The sequence below is a fragment of the Vibrio sp. TRT 29B02 genome (assembly GCF_050113655.1).
Taxonomy (GTDB): Bacteria; Pseudomonadota; Gammaproteobacteria; order Enterobacterales; family Vibrionaceae; genus Vibrio.
Genome location: NZ_JBNJOJ010000003.1, coordinates 194,390 through 208,820 on the forward strand (window position 1 = coordinate 194,390; position 14,431 = coordinate 208,820).

Annotated in this window: 16 protein-coding genes; 9 read left to right on the plus strand and 7 right to left on the minus strand. The window is 45.9% G+C overall.

What is annotated here, in order from left to right; translation table 11 throughout:
• Window positions 1-39 precede the first annotated feature (39 nt).
• From ACQEXT_RS03385 to btuD, 3 genes are all read left to right on the plus strand, one after another.
• Window positions 40-1,068, plus strand: coding sequence for a succinylglutamate desuccinylase (locus ACQEXT_RS03385; RefSeq protein ID WP_331428297.1), 1,029 nt, complete (start codon window positions 40-42; stop codon window positions 1,066-1,068).
• A 106-nt stretch (window positions 1,069-1,174) separates the two neighbouring features.
• Window positions 1,175-2,170 (plus strand): vitamin B12 ABC transporter permease BtuC, encoded by a 996-nt coding sequence (btuC, locus tag ACQEXT_RS03390; RefSeq protein WP_426950630.1) that lies wholly within the window; start codon window positions 1,175-1,177, stop codon window positions 2,168-2,170.
• Window positions 2,157-2,912, plus strand: a complete 756-nt coding sequence (gene btuD, locus ACQEXT_RS03395; protein ID WP_426950631.1) for a vitamin B12 ABC transporter ATP-binding protein BtuD — start codon at window positions 2,157-2,159, stop codon at window positions 2,910-2,912. The genes btuC and btuD overlap by 14 nt, the downstream gene beginning before the upstream one ends.
• Before the next feature lie 302 nt (window positions 2,913-3,214).
• Here btuD and ACQEXT_RS03400 read toward each other — a convergent pair whose 3' ends face one another.
• The 3 genes from ACQEXT_RS03400 to ACQEXT_RS03410 all read right to left on the minus strand — a co-directional run bounded on the left by ACQEXT_RS03400 (window position 3,215) and on the right by ACQEXT_RS03410 (window position 5,766).
• A complete protein-coding gene (locus ACQEXT_RS03400) occupies window positions 3,215-3,790 on the minus strand; it encodes a nucleoside triphosphate pyrophosphohydrolase family protein (RefSeq protein ID WP_269376938.1) in 576 nt (191 codons plus the stop codon).
• A 159-nt stretch (window positions 3,791-3,949) separates the two neighbouring features.
• Entirely contained in the window at window positions 3,950-4,522 is a 573-nt protein-coding gene (locus ACQEXT_RS03405; RefSeq protein ID WP_331417007.1) for a DUF1415 domain-containing protein, read from the minus strand.
• Entirely contained in the window at window positions 4,519-5,766 is a 1,248-nt protein-coding gene (locus ACQEXT_RS03410; RefSeq protein WP_426950632.1) for an MFS transporter, read from the minus strand. Before ACQEXT_RS03410 ends, ACQEXT_RS03405 begins: the two co-directional genes overlap by 4 nt.
• A 107-nt stretch (window positions 5,767-5,873) precedes the next feature.
• Here ACQEXT_RS03410 and ACQEXT_RS03415 point away from each other — a divergent pair, with 107 nt between their 5' ends.
• Together ACQEXT_RS03415 and modF are read left to right on the plus strand one after the other, a co-directional pair.
• Window positions 5,874-6,743, plus strand: coding sequence for a LysR family transcriptional regulator (locus ACQEXT_RS03415; RefSeq protein WP_426950634.1), 870 nt, complete (start codon window positions 5,874-5,876; stop codon window positions 6,741-6,743).
• A 114-nt stretch (window positions 6,744-6,857) separates the two neighbouring features.
• A complete protein-coding gene (gene modF / locus ACQEXT_RS03420; protein WP_426950636.1) occupies window positions 6,858-8,321 on the plus strand; it encodes a molybdate ABC transporter ATP-binding protein ModF in 1,464 nt (487 codons plus the stop codon).
• 76 nt (window positions 8,322-8,397) lie between these two features.
• On the opposite strand, the gene ACQEXT_RS03425 is transcribed toward modF, so the two are convergent.
• Window positions 8,398-10,005: an RCC1 domain-containing protein gene (locus ACQEXT_RS03425; RefSeq protein ID WP_426950637.1), complete on the minus strand. Its 1,608-nt coding sequence runs from the start codon at window positions 10,003-10,005 to the stop codon at window positions 8,398-8,400.
• 239 nt (window positions 10,006-10,244) lie between these two features.
• Here ACQEXT_RS03425 and ACQEXT_RS03430 point away from each other — a divergent pair, with 239 nt between their 5' ends.
• A complete protein-coding gene (locus tag ACQEXT_RS03430; RefSeq protein ID WP_138972274.1) occupies window positions 10,245-10,490 on the plus strand; it encodes a Rho-binding antiterminator in 246 nt (81 codons plus the stop codon).
• Here the strand turns inward: ACQEXT_RS03430 and ACQEXT_RS03435 are convergent.
• Entirely contained in the window at window positions 10,487-10,720 is a 234-nt protein-coding gene (locus tag ACQEXT_RS03435; RefSeq protein WP_269376835.1) for a glutaredoxin family protein, read from the minus strand. The genes ACQEXT_RS03430 and ACQEXT_RS03435 overlap by 4 nt on opposite strands.
• 116 nt (window positions 10,721-10,836) lie before the next feature.
• On the opposite strand from ACQEXT_RS03435, the gene ACQEXT_RS03440 reads away from it, so the two are divergent.
• The 3 genes from ACQEXT_RS03440 to ACQEXT_RS03450 are packed head-to-tail and all read left to right on the plus strand — an operon-like array spanning window position 10,837 to window position 12,610.
• Window positions 10,837-11,340: a M48 metallopeptidase family protein gene (locus tag ACQEXT_RS03440; RefSeq protein WP_138972290.1), complete on the plus strand. Its 504-nt coding sequence runs from the start codon at window positions 10,837-10,839 to the stop codon at window positions 11,338-11,340.
• A gap of 5 nt (window positions 11,341-11,345) precedes the next feature.
• Window positions 11,346-12,398 carry a 23S rRNA (adenine(1618)-N(6))-methyltransferase RlmF gene (gene rlmF, locus ACQEXT_RS03445; RefSeq protein ID WP_426950639.1) on the plus strand — a complete coding sequence of 351 codons (1,053 nt, stop codon included), beginning with the start codon at window positions 11,346-11,348 and terminating at the stop codon, window positions 12,396-12,398.
• A gap of 20 nt (window positions 12,399-12,418) precedes the next feature.
• Window positions 12,419-12,610: a hypothetical protein gene (locus tag ACQEXT_RS03450; protein ID WP_426950641.1), complete on the plus strand. Its 192-nt coding sequence runs from the start codon at window positions 12,419-12,421 to the stop codon at window positions 12,608-12,610.
• Here ACQEXT_RS03450 and pilW read toward each other — a convergent pair.
• Entirely contained in the window at window positions 12,607-13,299 is a 693-nt protein-coding gene (pilW, locus tag ACQEXT_RS03455) for a type IV pilus biogenesis/stability protein PilW (RefSeq protein WP_426950642.1), read from the minus strand. The genes ACQEXT_RS03450 and pilW overlap by 4 nt on opposite strands.
• A 162-nt stretch (window positions 13,300-13,461) precedes the next feature.
• The gene (gene metA, locus ACQEXT_RS03460) at window positions 13,462-14,403 is read right to left on the minus strand and encodes a homoserine O-acetyltransferase MetA (RefSeq protein ID WP_138972293.1); all 942 of its coding nucleotides are present in this window, start codon (window positions 14,401-14,403) and stop codon (window positions 13,462-13,464) included.
• Window positions 14,404-14,431: the final 28 nt, after the last annotated feature.

The following is a 14,431-nucleotide window of genomic DNA, read 5'->3' on the forward strand; positions in this document are numbered from 1 at the left end:
ATTCATTAACATACCCGCTGTGCAATAAAGGAGTAGCGCATGACGAAAAACCTCTTTCGCCAATCATTTCTTTTAGACAGTCTAAATTTAGAACAAGAAATGCCAGCCAACGAAGTCACGGTTGCTGGTGGAACTGTCTTTAAAATTCATCAACGTGGTGTGTTGGAGGTCATTCCAGCGAAGCTGTCTGAAGATAGTAAGCACATCATTATTTCCTGTGGTATTCACGGCGATGAGACCGCGCCGATGGAGATCACGGATAAGATCATCACTGATATTCAGTCTGGTTTCCAAACGGTGACTAACCGGCTGCTTTTCATTAATGCTCATCCAGAAGCGACTAACGCGCATACGAGATTCATTGAAATGAACCTCAACCGTCTGTTTGATGAGAAAGAGTATCAACCGTCTAAAGAGCTTGAGATCGCGAAGAACTTGAAGAAGGTTGTGAGTGATTTTTATCTTGGGACAGAGCAAGAGCAGCGTTGGCATCTCGATTTACATTGTGCTATTCGTCTATCGAAACACTACTCGTTTGTCGTTAGCCCTAAGGTTCGTCATCCTGTCCGCAGTCAGGCTTTGATGGAGTTTGTATCCAGTGCTCATCTTGAAGCCGTAATGTTCTCTAACGCACCTTCGAGTACCTTTAGTTGGTTTAGCGCGGAAAACTTTGGTGCTCAAGCGCTGACCGTTGAACTTGGTCGCGTGGCTAAAATCGGTGAGAATGAACTCGATAAGCTGGTCGCATTTGATCTGGCATTACGTGACCTAGTGTCAGACAGTCAGGCGGAGCATCTGCCACGCAAACCGACCATGTACCGTGTGAGTCGTACGATTGTTCGTCTCCACGATGATTTTGATTTCCTATTCGATGACAACGTCGAAAACTTTACGGCATTTAAACATGGTGAAGTGTTCGGACATGATGGCGATAAACCATTGATGGCAAAAAATGAGGGTGAAGCGATTGTGTTCCCTAACCGTTATGTCGCTGTCGGTCAACGTGCTGCGCTAATGGTATGCCCAGTGAAAACTCGTTATGAAGAAGGTCAGGTCGTTTACGATTAAGACCATATTTTGTGACTAACTAGGTTAGTACGCTTTCTATTTTAATGGCTTAACGGTATCGTTAAGCCATTATTATTTACGGCTTTGCCAAATAGATAACGACAACATGGAATTCTTTCAGCTACTTAACCGTAGACAACGTAGATGGACGCACTTTGGTGTACTTTTCTTGATCACTCTACTTGTTATCAGTGCCGTTTATCTCATGGTCGGTGAAGTATTCATTTCGCCTTTCGAGACACTTTCATCATTGCAAGAACAGTTAATTATGCAGCTACGTTTGCCACGCTTATTGGCGGCCGTCGCGGTAGGAGCGGCGTTAGCCGTTTCTGGGGCCGTGCTACAGGTATTACTGGGCAATGTGCTTGCAGAACCTGGGGTACTCGGTATCTCAGGTGGCGCTAGCGTCATGATGGTGCTGGTACTGTTCTTTTTTCCGCTGTTGGCAACGCCCATTGGCTTTATGCTGGCTGCGGTGTTAGGGGCGCTAGCCTTTACTCTGCTATTGGTGTTTGTTGCAAAGTCTCTGCGTTTGACTACCACTCGGTTATTACTGGTAGGGGTCGCCCTTGGCATTCTATCTGGTGCGATTGTCACTTGGGCGTTTTACTTCAGTGATGATCTGAGCCTGCGTCAGTTGATGTATTGGTTGATGGGCAGCATAGGCGCGGCAAGTTGGTATCATCATATGTTGACCTTGTTGTTAGTGCCCGTGTTGGTCTGGCTATGTTGCAAAGGGCGTTTGCTAGATAAGTTGATGATGGGTGAACAGCATGCGAAGCAACTAGGCGTCGATGTTGATAATGCTCGTTGGAAGTTGATCCTTGCCGTATCGATTCTTGTTGGTGGTGCGGTGGCATTAGGGGGAGTCATCGGTTTTGTCGGTCTCGTAGTCCCTCATCTTCTGCGACTCGCTTTTGGCAGTGAAAATAGATACTTACTGCCTATTTCTGCTCTGGCAGGTGCGACACTCGTGGTCTTTGCGGACTTGATCGCCAGAACGGCGCTTGATTCGGCGGAGTTGCCGTTAGGGGTCGTCACCACGTCAATCGGTGCACCAATCTTTATTTGGATGTTGGTAAGTAATCATGATTCACGTTAACAGTTTATCCGTCGGCGCTAGATTGTTGCCACTATCCTTCGCAGTAGAGCGCGGTGAGATCCTTCATATTATTGGTCCGAATGGCAGTGGTAAGAGTACCTTACTATCTGCGGTCGCGGGATTACTCAATTTTGAAGGTCAAGCAACCATCTTTGATTTTGATGTTGCACAAAGTTCAATCTCTACTTTGGCTGAACGTCGTGCGTATCTTACACAAAGTGACCGTCCAGCGTTCAACCTCGATGTTGTTCATTATGTGTCACTCTCTTTGCCAGCCTTTATTAACTCTGCAACCAGTGAAATTGAAAGCGTTATTGAGGAATTGGCTCAACTTTTAGAGATTGACGATAAACTTCACCGTTCCATTCATCACCTTTCTGGAGGGGAGTGGCAAAGGGTACGTCTGTGTGCGATCTGTTTGCAAATATGGCCAACTTTAAACCCACATGCTCGTTTACTGATCCTAGATGAGCCTGCAGCTCCTCTCGATATCGGTCAGGAAAGCCTACTGTATAAACTTATTCGCCGTGTGGCTGAGATGGGAATTAGCGTGATTATGTCCAATCATGATCTCAACCGGACCCTCAAGCATGCAGACAAAGCATTGCTGCTCGATAAAGGAGTACTGCAAAGCTTCGGCGACGTGACGCAAGTGCTGAACGCAAGCGAACTGTCACGAGTGTTTAAAACCCAAGTTAAACACGTCATGTTGGATGGAGAGCCCATCCTGCTGTTTGAGTAATTATTTACCCCTAAAGGATTAGTTTGGTGCGTCTTGCACTGGTTTAGATCGCGGGTCAATGACTCGTGTCGCTGCTTTTTTGTAAATCCATTAAAAATCAATGAGTTAAATTTTATTCAAGATTGGCACGCTATTGGCAACAGTGATAGCGATACATTCTCGTTCTTGTTAGGCGGATTTAACTAGAGGGGAGTTCTACGAGAGTGGTAACAAACCAAATGTTAATGAAGTCAGTTTTTGACTATGGCAGCTTACGCCACCTAAGGGAAACCGAAGGTGGCGTCTTTTTATCTAGCGTCGACCTATTTAGTCAGAGGCGCAAGATCCGCAGGACGGTAGTAAACCGACTTCAGTACTTTGCCTTGACGGATCGTCTTACCTTCAGCGACGAAATCTTCAGCACATTTAGCGATAATGTAATCGCCTTTTTGTACTGCCATCAGCTTGATACCTTGCTCTGCATAGTGTGCTTCAGTATCAGCGTACTCTTGCTCGTTACGACATACTTTACTCATATTGCTTGAGTGCACTTCATCCCAACATGGAACAAAGTCAATGCCACGGTTAACCGCAACATTAAGTAGCAGGTCGATAAGGTAGTTGATGGCTAGGTTGTCTTCAATTTTGTCGTGGCCTAGATGCACCAAGCGACCCATCAAAACGTAAACACTGTCGATGATCGCGTCCGCTTGTTCTGTTTTATTGTCAGCTTCTGCTAACTCAGTTAACTCTTCGATTGCAAGAGAAGTGTGTAGAGTGTCAGCCTTGTCATCTAGGCTCTCAGGAGAAGCGACAGGTAAATCGAAGGTGCTACGGAACTCAGAAATATCACGGTAAAGGTGATTGAAAATATCAGTGGTCAGTTTTGAAAGGTGCATATCCATTAATCCGGATGTCATTGTGGTGGAGCAATACTACCAAAGCGGGTTAAATCCTGCTATCGGCGCTATAAAATAAATCAGTCGAGCGACAAACAATTGAACAGAGCGGGATCAAGTGCCCAATAAGGTCAGCTTGTCGTTTGTCGCTTCAACTCGTTAGCGGAATAGGTATGGGAAGAGTTTTCGACGTTCTTCAGCCGTTAAGGACTCAACGCGAGCAATGTTGGTATCTGGAATCGCCTCAGGATTTGGGTAATGTTTAAGGACTTTTTCCATGCTCTCTTCGCGGATCAGGTGAAATACGGGTACCGGAGAACGGTTGGTGAGGTTCTCATCGTCTTCAGGCTCTGCGCCCCCAAAACAGTAGTTTGGGTGGAAGGTGGCTAATTGGAAAATACCTTCCCAATCTTGCTGGCGTATAAGCGCTTCGATCCAATCGATAAACAGGTTGTAGTCGTAGAAGTCACTGAGCATATTGGGAACCGCAACCAGTGTGGTTTCAAGTTGCTCCGGCTCAGTAGAGTCCAGTTCAAGCAACTGAGTCAGAATATCTTCCAGCAGCGCTTCTTCTGTTTCGGCTTCGCTAACGAAAATTTTAATCTGTTTGTTGCGTTGTGGCTTGGCGGCAAATGGACAAAGGTTAAGGCCGATCACCACATCGTTTAGCCATTGTTCTACAGCGCTTGCCACTTGCTGTTTGTTCATCTGTGTTGAGCTTTGGTTAGTCATTTTGCTTCCAAATTAGAATTTGGCGCAAGAATAGCAGATTCTACTGGTGCTGGCTTGTCTATTGGGCCATTAGCCTCGGCTCTCGACAGCTTATGGCAGAGGATAAACACCAAAGCATAAAGCATTGAGCCTCCCGCCATGACATACGCCCAGCCCCCTTGTTGCCAGCAGTAGATAAGGAAGAACCCACCAATACTACCGCCGATGTAGTAATGAACGAGATAAAGCGCAGTCGCAGTTGCTTTAGCGTGTGTCGCATTTTGACTGACCCAAGCATACGCGAGTGTATGAGTGAAGAACGCGCCAAAACTGATCAGGAGTAGGCCTAAAATCATAAAGGTCAGTGAATCTACATAAGCGATCAGCATACCAATTAGGCTAATTGTGGTCCCCGTAACCATGCCCGATACGCTTTGGTGGCGCTTACGCCAAACCGAAGTTAATCTTGAACTCAACGTACCTGACAGATAGCAAAGGAAGATTAACGAAGCAAGACCGATTGGCAGGTTGTGCGGAGCCGCGACCAAGCGAAATCCCATCACTGAGTAGAGATTGACGAACAGGGCAAAATTAACCCCACCAAGTACCATCGCAATCCAAATCGTTTTGTTTTTAAGGTGCTTCACCACAGCACGATTATGGTAGCGCAACATACCTCGTTGAGGCGTGAAGTTCACCTGCTTTGGTAGGGTAAAGAACACCACTGACGCACCGAACAGTGACACCAGTGCGACGACGATGACGGCTTGCTGCCAGCCAAGTGCATCTGTCAGAGTACCACCAATGATTCTTCCGGCAATACCGCCCAGAGAATTGGCAGCAATGTATCCGCCGATCGCTTGGGCGAAGGCCTGTTCAGACAACTCTTCAACCATATAGGCAACCGCTACGGAGGCGAATGCAGCCAGCGCCATACCCATGAGCGCACGCAGTATAACGAGAACAACAAGTGAATCACTGACCAACATCGACAGGCCAATCACCGGCATAGCCAGCAGACCTACGAGCATTATCTTGCGCCGCCCGTATGATTCGGACGCGACTGCCCAAGGAACGAGACAAACGGACAAGGCAAGCGTACTGGCGGCAAACACCCAGTTAATTTGGGTTTCGGAAACGGAGAAATGCGTCGCCATAAACGGAAGCATCGGCTGGAACAGGTACAGGTTACAAAAAACCAAAAATGAGCCTAAGGCTAAACTAAAAGTGACGTTCCGGTACTGCTTGGTTTTAAGCTCAATCATAGTGGCGCTTCAAATAAGGAGATATGTGAGCAAAATATCAGTCAAAATGTGATAAATAAAATATATTAAAAATATTATCGTGATATAAAAATTATATAGAGATAAGCATGGACTCGAAGCATCTCAAGCACTTTGTTGCTGTCGCACAACATGGGCATTTCACTCGAGCAGCCAAAGCACTGCATATCGCACAGCCGGCTTTGAGCATTTCGATAAAAAAGCTGGAACAAAGTCTGGGAGTCGAACTGTTTCGACGTGAAGATCGGCAAATATCGCTCACCGATGAAGGCGAGGTTCTGTATGAGCACGCCAAACGTATCTTACAGCAATTGGAAGATGCTCAACTTGCGATTGATGAGCTCAAAGGGCTTGAAAAAGGTGAAGTTCGGCTTGGTGCACCAAGTATGATGGGATCCTATTTCTTTCCACAGGTGCTGATGGCATTTAACAGCCGTTATCCCAATCTGAAATTAACTTTGGTCGATGCGGGCACTCGAGATATTCGCAAGATGCTACTTAACGGCGAGCTCGATATTGGTGTGATTGATGATGAAAATGTGCCTGAAGACCTAGAAACCGACCATCTTTTGCAAGTGGAAATGTTGGCCGTCGTTGCCAAGAAGCATGCATTCGCAAAACAGAAATCGGTCGGCTTCGAGGATTTTTTTGACCATGAGCTGGTGATGTTTAAACAAGGTTATTTTCACCGTAACTTTCTCGAAGAAAAGGCATTGCAGTGCAGCAAAGAGATGCGCTTCTCTTTTGAAACCAATCTGTTGCCAATGATTCTAAGCATTGTAAAACACGAGTTTGCGATTACGGCACTACTTGAATTAGTGACCCAAAATGAGAAAGAGGTGGTTGGAGTACCGTTTGAACCAAGAGTCAAAATCGATCTATTACTGGCGTGGCGAAAGGATGGATACTTATCTATGGCGGACAGAACGTTTATTGATTTTGTTAAGCAATACGCCTAATGCTCTAATCTCGTTGTGAATATCACACTTTGCTATTTCCCTATCGCACTAAGCCTAGGTTTGAAGTAATTTGAGGCTATCAATCTATGTTTTGAAGGGTAGGGAAACCATTCTATGCAAATAATTATCAACCAGCTCGCTTTAGAAACAGGTACTAATCGACTCGAAATCGACGAGTGGACGATTAACCATGGACAGTCATGGGGCGTGTTCAGTACCGAAGGCGATATTGGGTCTGCATTAGGATGTTTACTTACGGGCGAATATTCGGTGTCGGAATCCATGCTTTCAGCAAGCGAAGGAGGCATTGCTCAAGTTTCGCTGGTTGAACAGCAACGATTATTGGAAGAGGAAATCGCCAATGATGAGACAGATTTTTTAGATAGAATTGATACGGGCACATCGGTCTACACATTGATCTATCGTCAGTGTCATTCTGAGTCAGTGACTAAAAACCTGCTTGAAAAACTGGATCTTTGCCACTTAGAAAAAAGCGGTTTCCGCGTGCTGTCTACGGGAGAAACTCGTCGTGTAATGCTTGCCCGTGCATTGGCAACACAGCCACAACTGATTGTGCTTGATAACCCCTTTACTGGCCTCGATGTCGCCCACAGAGCATCGCTAGCCGACTATCTGTATGAGTTATCGAAATCTATCCAGATGATTGTTACTTTCAATCGTGAAGAGGATATACCGGCATGGGTTGAGCAGATTGCGATGTTCAATCACGGCAAACTTGAAAGTGTTATGCCCAAGAGTGAATGGGAGTCGCATCCTGTCATTCGTCAGATTAAGGCACAGTCTCAACAGCAGAGCGCACAGATGTTGGCATTAATCCACCGCTACCAACATAGCCACCATTTCGATAACCCGGTATTTGAAATCACACAAGGTCAAGTCGCGTACACGGATAAAACCATCTTTACGGGCTTGAACTGGCGAATTGATAATGGACAACACTGGCAAATCAAAGGGCCAAACGGCTGTGGAAAAAGTACACTGCTTGGGCTCATTTTTGGCGACCATCCGCAATGTTATTCCAATGACATCCAGATATTTGGCAAAAAGCGCGGCTCTGGTGAATCTATTTGGGAAATAAAAAAGCACATCGGCATGGTGTCGTCTGCTCTGCATCTCCAATACCGTGTCAGTTGTAAGGCACTAGAAGTTATTCTTTCGGGCTTTTACGACTCAATTGGCCTTTACCAGCAACCCTCTAAGAAAGAGATTCAGGTTGCTAAAGAGTGGCTGGAAATTCTCCATATGAGCCAGTATGCCAACATCTCGTTTAGAGAACTGGAATATGGTCAGCAGAGATTGCTGTTGATTGCTCGTGCGATTGTTAAACAGCCCGCGCTGCTGATATTGGATGAGCCATACCAAGGGTTGGATTATCTAGGAAGGCGGCTGGTAAAAAATACTCTCGAGCTGATTGCCAAGGAAAACTTAAGCCAACTTCTTTATGTTTCACATTACCAAAACGACAAACTGGAAAGTATTGTCAATGAGGTCGAGTTTGTGTTTGATGAAACTGCTGATTGCTACAGAGCGAATGTTTCATCTGGCGAGACACACTAACATCTTGGTTTATCAGCGATAACTCGTCCCATACGAGCTAGCTAGGTTAAGTAACAGCTAGCTCGATTCACACCATTTATGGTGTCGAATATTTCACCTCTTTGCCTTTGAGTTCAAGTTGATGAGCGGCTTGAGTTAAATCACCACCTCCATTACCGTCGCCAAAACAGACGACTGTGCCATTTGTTTTGAGTACAGCGAATGCGGTATCGGTAGCATAGACAGAATGTATATTGCTAAGGTCAACGTTGGATGAGTCAGCGCCAAAGTTTGAATGTCCCCACGTTAAGACCGTTTCATCCTTCATTAAGGCGAAGAAAGCATGACCGTTGGTGAAGAGTTTTTCCACCCCTTGCGAGAAATCTATGGTTGAGGAATCTCCTCCTGCGCTAGCGGGTCCCCACGATACGACCGTACCATCGAGTTTAACTGCTGAGAATGCTTGTTTGGTGGCTGAGATCGATGTTACTCCGCCGGAAAAGTCGACACCGGTTGAGTTTCCACCGTGAGCCGCGTCTCCCCAAGTGATCACTGAACCATCTTTCCTTAGCGCAGCAAACGCTTTCTTTGTTGCAACAACGGTTTCTACGTTACTGATTTGGCTTACGACACCGCCATATGAGGGGTGGCCCCACGCAGTAATAGAACCGTCGTTTTTTAGTGCGACAAATGCACCGTCATTTGAAAATATATCAACAACAATGCCGTTAAGTTGAGTCGGTTGGCGCCCTCCAGAATCAGGGTGCCCCCATGCGACGACAGAACCGTCGTCCAGCAAAGCGGCAAACGAAGCTTCCGTCGCGAAGACCTTTTTTACCGTGCTGTTGAAGTGAACACCATTTAGATTTGCTCCAGTAAAGCTGTTGCCCCATGCGACAACGCTTCCATCAGTTTTGATTGCGACGAAGGATGCGTCATTGGAGTATATCGATTCAATGTCCCTTGAAAGATCGACATTAGAACTGTTCCCACCGCTATTGGCACTTCCCCAAGTGACGACGCTACCGTCATTTTGCAGGGCGGCAAAGGCATAATCATTGGAGTAAATAGTGTTGATACCACTCGAGTTAAAGCTGACCTGACTACTGTTGGCGCCGAGTGTGTTGTCGCCCCATGTAAAGACTTGCCCCTTGCTGTTCAGTGCAGCAAAAGCGCCTCCAGTGGAATAGATGCGTTTTATATCCGAAAGATCACGGTTTAAACTCCCGCCATAATAAGGGTCTCCCCAAGTCACGACCGTCCCGTTTCTCTTGAGTGCGGCGAAAGCTTTAGCGTTGCTATAGATAGTTTCAATGAGGTCTTCAGGTGGAGCGTAGTATTTGATTAGCGGAGAACTGACTTCGTCATTGGCGACGGTTAACTTAACTCTTTTGCCAAAGGTCGCCACATCGATTGTTTTAATCGGCCCAAATGATACTGAGTCTGAATGATCAAACGTACCGTCGTTGTTGCTATCCGTTTCCCACTGGTAGTCAAAATCTTGGTGAGTGCAGATATGACAAAATGCTTTGACACCTATATAGCCAGTACTGGAATTGCCGTACCAAGCACCAAATTTATTGATCTCTATGGGGGGAGGCGGCGTAGGCTTTTTAGGGGGCACAAGGGAGACTGGCTCACTGCTGCCATTGCAACCTAAAATGAACATGGGAACGATAATAAACAACAAGCCTATTCGGTTCATATTTTTGGACCATATAATCAAAACACCAAAAGTATGTGCCGTTTTTAGGCTGCCAATGTTTCAGTTGGGTAACGTCTCGCAGGCATTTAACGTTTATGTCTAACTCAGTGCTGTAAATCTTGGAGAGACAACGACTTGAGTTGTATGACTTGCATGGGTAGAGTGTTTGTTGTTGGTGTCAATAGGGCCAATGGCTGTGAGCCAAATCTGTCCATCAATGAATTAGAGCGGAGAGTAAAATGATTAGCTGCAACGATTATGACTATATCGAGATAGTGTGTTTGTACCGTTATCCTGTTCGTTTGACGCTAACAACAGGTCAAAGCATGGAAGGTATTGCTCGTGATACTGCTCGCAATCAGGACAAGCAAGAAGTGATTAAACTCGACGTAGACGGTGTCGAGCACTTGGTCGTACTCGACGAAATTTCATTAATGGACGTCTTGGTGGCGAATCCGCACTTCACGCAAAAACGTTTTATCTAACCCTTGGAGTTATACATCTTTTCAAAGTTGTTTGGGTTCCAACCAATCATATAACGGTCACCAATCTTCAAAACCGGCAGTGAGCGAGCGCCTATTGCATCCAGCTCTTTACGACCACGCTGCATCTTAGCGTTGGTTAAACGGTACTGATAGCCTTTCGAATCGAGATAACGCTGAGCGTCTTTGCAGTGAGGGCATTTGTCTTTTACATACAGTACGAGTCGTTTCATCTTGTGTTCCTAGGCAGATATTCAGCGCAGAGTTTAATGAAAAGACCGTGAATGGCAAGTGTGAATAGGGTAGACTTATGCCCCTTTTGTAGACCAGACTTCGCTTTGTGTTAAATATGAATCCTTCATTACGCTACATCCAAGGTTATCCTGAACATATCGTGACTCCCGTTAGCCAATTGGTGGAGTCTGGACGTTTAGTCGCTTGGTTTGAGAAACGCTACCCCGATAATCATACAATCAAAAGTGAAAAAGCGTTGTTTGAGTATGCTTTAGCGATCAAAAACCGCTATATGAAGAAGACAGCTCCGTTGAGTAAAGTGGTCTACGATAACAAGATTCATCTGATAAACAACGCGCTTGGGCTACACACTTATGCCAACAAGATTCATGGCGGCAAGATCAAATCTAAAAACGAGATTAGAATTGCCAGCGTGTTTAAGAATGCGCCGGAGCCGCTTTTGCGTATGCTGATCGTTCATGAGTTGGCGCATTTTAAAGAAAAAGAGCACAACAAGGCGTTCTATCAGCTTTGTTGCCATATGGAACCGGAATACCATCAGCTGGAGCTTGATGCTCGTTTGTTTATGATTTACCTAGAAACAGTGAACCGCAATTAATCGTGATGACTCGTCGAAATAACAATACTAAGTCCAGCAATGATATGGGCCAAACCAAACCAGCATTATCAGAGACTAAAGTGATTAAGCGCCCAGCGAAAGCGGGTCTGCACAAACGAAATCTGCATAATGGACGTTACGATTTCAAAGCGTTGACCGATGCATTGCCTGAATTAAGCGCGCACATAGTGAAAAACCCGAAAGGGGAGGCAAGTATTAACTTCTCTGACCCCGTCGCGGTTAAACTGCTCAATAAGGCGTTGCTGGCGCACCATTATTCTGTGACTCAGTGGGATATTCCACACGGTTACCTTTGTCCGCCAATTCCTGGTCGCGCTGATTATGTTCATCGATTAGCCGATTTACTGGCTGACGATTGCGGGCAATCTGTTGCGAGGCGCGTTAATGCTCTAGACATCGGTGTCGGTGCAAACTGTATTTATCCAATTGTGGGTGTCACCCAATACGGTTGGCATTATACGGGGTCGGACATTGACCCAGTATCGGTCAATAACTCGAATCAGATTGCAGCCAATAACACGGTGCTTAAAGATAAGATCGAATGCCGCTTACAACAGAACAGTCGTTATCTGTTTAAAGGAATCATCAAACCGGGCGAGTTTTATCACCTCACAACGTGCAATCCTCCGTTTCATAAATCTCTCGAAGAAGCGCAGCAAGGCAGTGCGAGAAAGATCAGTAATTTGTCTGCGAACAAGGCTAAGCGTGGTCAGGGTAAAACCCAAGCGACGGAAAAAGGGCAACCGGTTCTCAACTTCGGTGGCCAGCAGGCCGAACTGTGGTGTTCAGGAGGAGAGGCCGCCTTTATCAAAAACATGGCTTTTGAAAGTCGTGAGTTCGCGCACCAAGTGCTGTGGTTTTCTACGCTAATCTCTAAAAAAGACAACGTTCGTTGGATGCGAAAGAATCTTGAAAAAGCCGCCGCGACCGAAATCCATATTGTGGAAATGAGTCAGGGACAGAAAAACAGTCGCTTTATCGCCTGGACATTCCAAACTCAAGAACAGCGTAAGCGTTGGTTGACGTTGAATAAATAAGCCGAGGTCTAGGAGGGCATATGGAGTTTGAGATTTATATGCCTTGTGAACCCGTATGGATATGTGACAGTTTCCTGTTACTGTTCGCTGTGCTGTTTATAGTTGGGCTTGGCGGTTTTATCTATATCCTTTACAAAGAGTATCTCAAGATTCATCGCGCTGCAGACGTTAGACGGCGTAGACAAACGCACCATTCACGTCGTAAACGTTAGTGCAAAATTCGCAAATCAATCTCCGTTTGTCCTTGAGCATAAAGTGCCCGTTGTTGATTTAGTTTATGGGTAGCCTGTAGCCATAGTTCATTCGCTCCATACCACTTCTGGTATTGATTTAGCCGTCTCTGCGCCTCAACAAATGCAAAATTGGCTATTTCTATCTCTGCCAAATAGAGTAAAGCGCGAGGTTTGTCGGGTTGGTGTAAGAGCGCTTGCTGGAGATACAGCCGAGCTTTGTGTATCTGTTGTGCTTGAAGAGCGCAAAACGCCGCGTTCTCATAACTATCGCCAATGTTGTAATAGTCAGGCGAGCGAATGGCTTGCAGAAATCGCTCCTCTGCTTGTTGGTAGTGACCTTGCTCACAGAGATATGTCCCATAGTTGTTGAGCACGTCGCCGTTATTTGGGTGCTCGCGAACGGCTTGTTGATAGAGTTGATTAGCGTTTACGTCTTCGCCCACTTTAGCGAGATAACGGGCAAATGCGAGTTGAGCTCGGTAGTACTTGGGTTGGTATTCGATCGCTTTGTTGAGGTTTTGTCTCGCTTTAACGTAGTTGCCTTGTTCGAGATAGCCTAATCCAAGGGTGATTCTCGCGTCGGCGCGCTGCTTAGTGACTAGGGCATGGTTTGTCTGTGATTGAATGCATCCGAATAGCATCAATGTAGATAAGATGAGAGTACGCATTGTGGCTGAAGTCGTGTCGAAGTCGATGATTTAGCTAAAACGACAAATGCCTAACGTGCAACGGACGGTGGCTAACGATGGAATGTAGGAAATGGGAAATGAACAAAATAATGTAAAAGGGGAATGACAGAATAGGTCATTCCCCTTTTAATTTGATCGCAATTATTCGTCTTTGGTGAAATTCGCTTCACTGAAGTGTTCGAGATCGTATGGCGTTTGCTGGTAGACACAATAATTGAGCCAGTTCGAGAACAACAGATGCCCATGACTGCGCCAACTCGCACAAGGCTTGTTGTCTGGATTATTGTTGGGGTAGTAGTTAACCGGAATCGCGGGCTCCATACCTTCGCCTAAATCGCGAATATACTCTTGGTGCAAGGTGTGTGAATCATATTCTGGGTGGCCAGTAACAAACACGTTACGTTTATCTTTAGTCGCTGCGAGGTAGACGCCAGCCACATCGGAAGTCGCCAAAATGTCTAAATCGGTGTGTTGTTCGAGATACTCTGGCGAAAAATCGGCGTAGCGAGAGTGTGGAGCCAAGAAGGTATCATCAAAGCCACGTAACACTGGATGGTAAGGCTGGTGGATTTTGTGATGGTACACACCAGAAAGCTTCTCTTTACGCGTTCGTTTTGGAAGATCGTAGAGAAGTTTTAGACCTGCCTGCGCAGCCCAACAGACGTAGAGTGTTGAAGTTACATGGTCTCTTGCCCAGTTCATTATCGATTGCAGATGCTCCCAATAAAGCACATCCTCAAATTGAACTAAGCCCAATGGTGCACCAGTAATGATCAGCCCATCAAAGTTGCGATTTTTGACCATTTCAAATTGGCGGTAGAAGTTGTCTAGATGTTCTGTTGGCGTGTTCTTACTCGGTCTATCATCAATGCGTAAAAGCTCGATGTCTACTTGGAGTGGGCTGTTTGATAGCAAGCGTAAGAATTGCGTTTCAGTCTCAATCTTCTTAGGCATAAGATTGAGGATCAGAACCTTTAGCGGTCGAATTTCCTGAGTCGACGCGCGTGATTCTGGCATGACAAAGATGTTCTCAGTGCGTAACACGTCAGAAGCAGGTAGTTGATCGGGGATCTTAATAGGCACAGCTTTCTCCCTAAGCTTGATTGTGGAC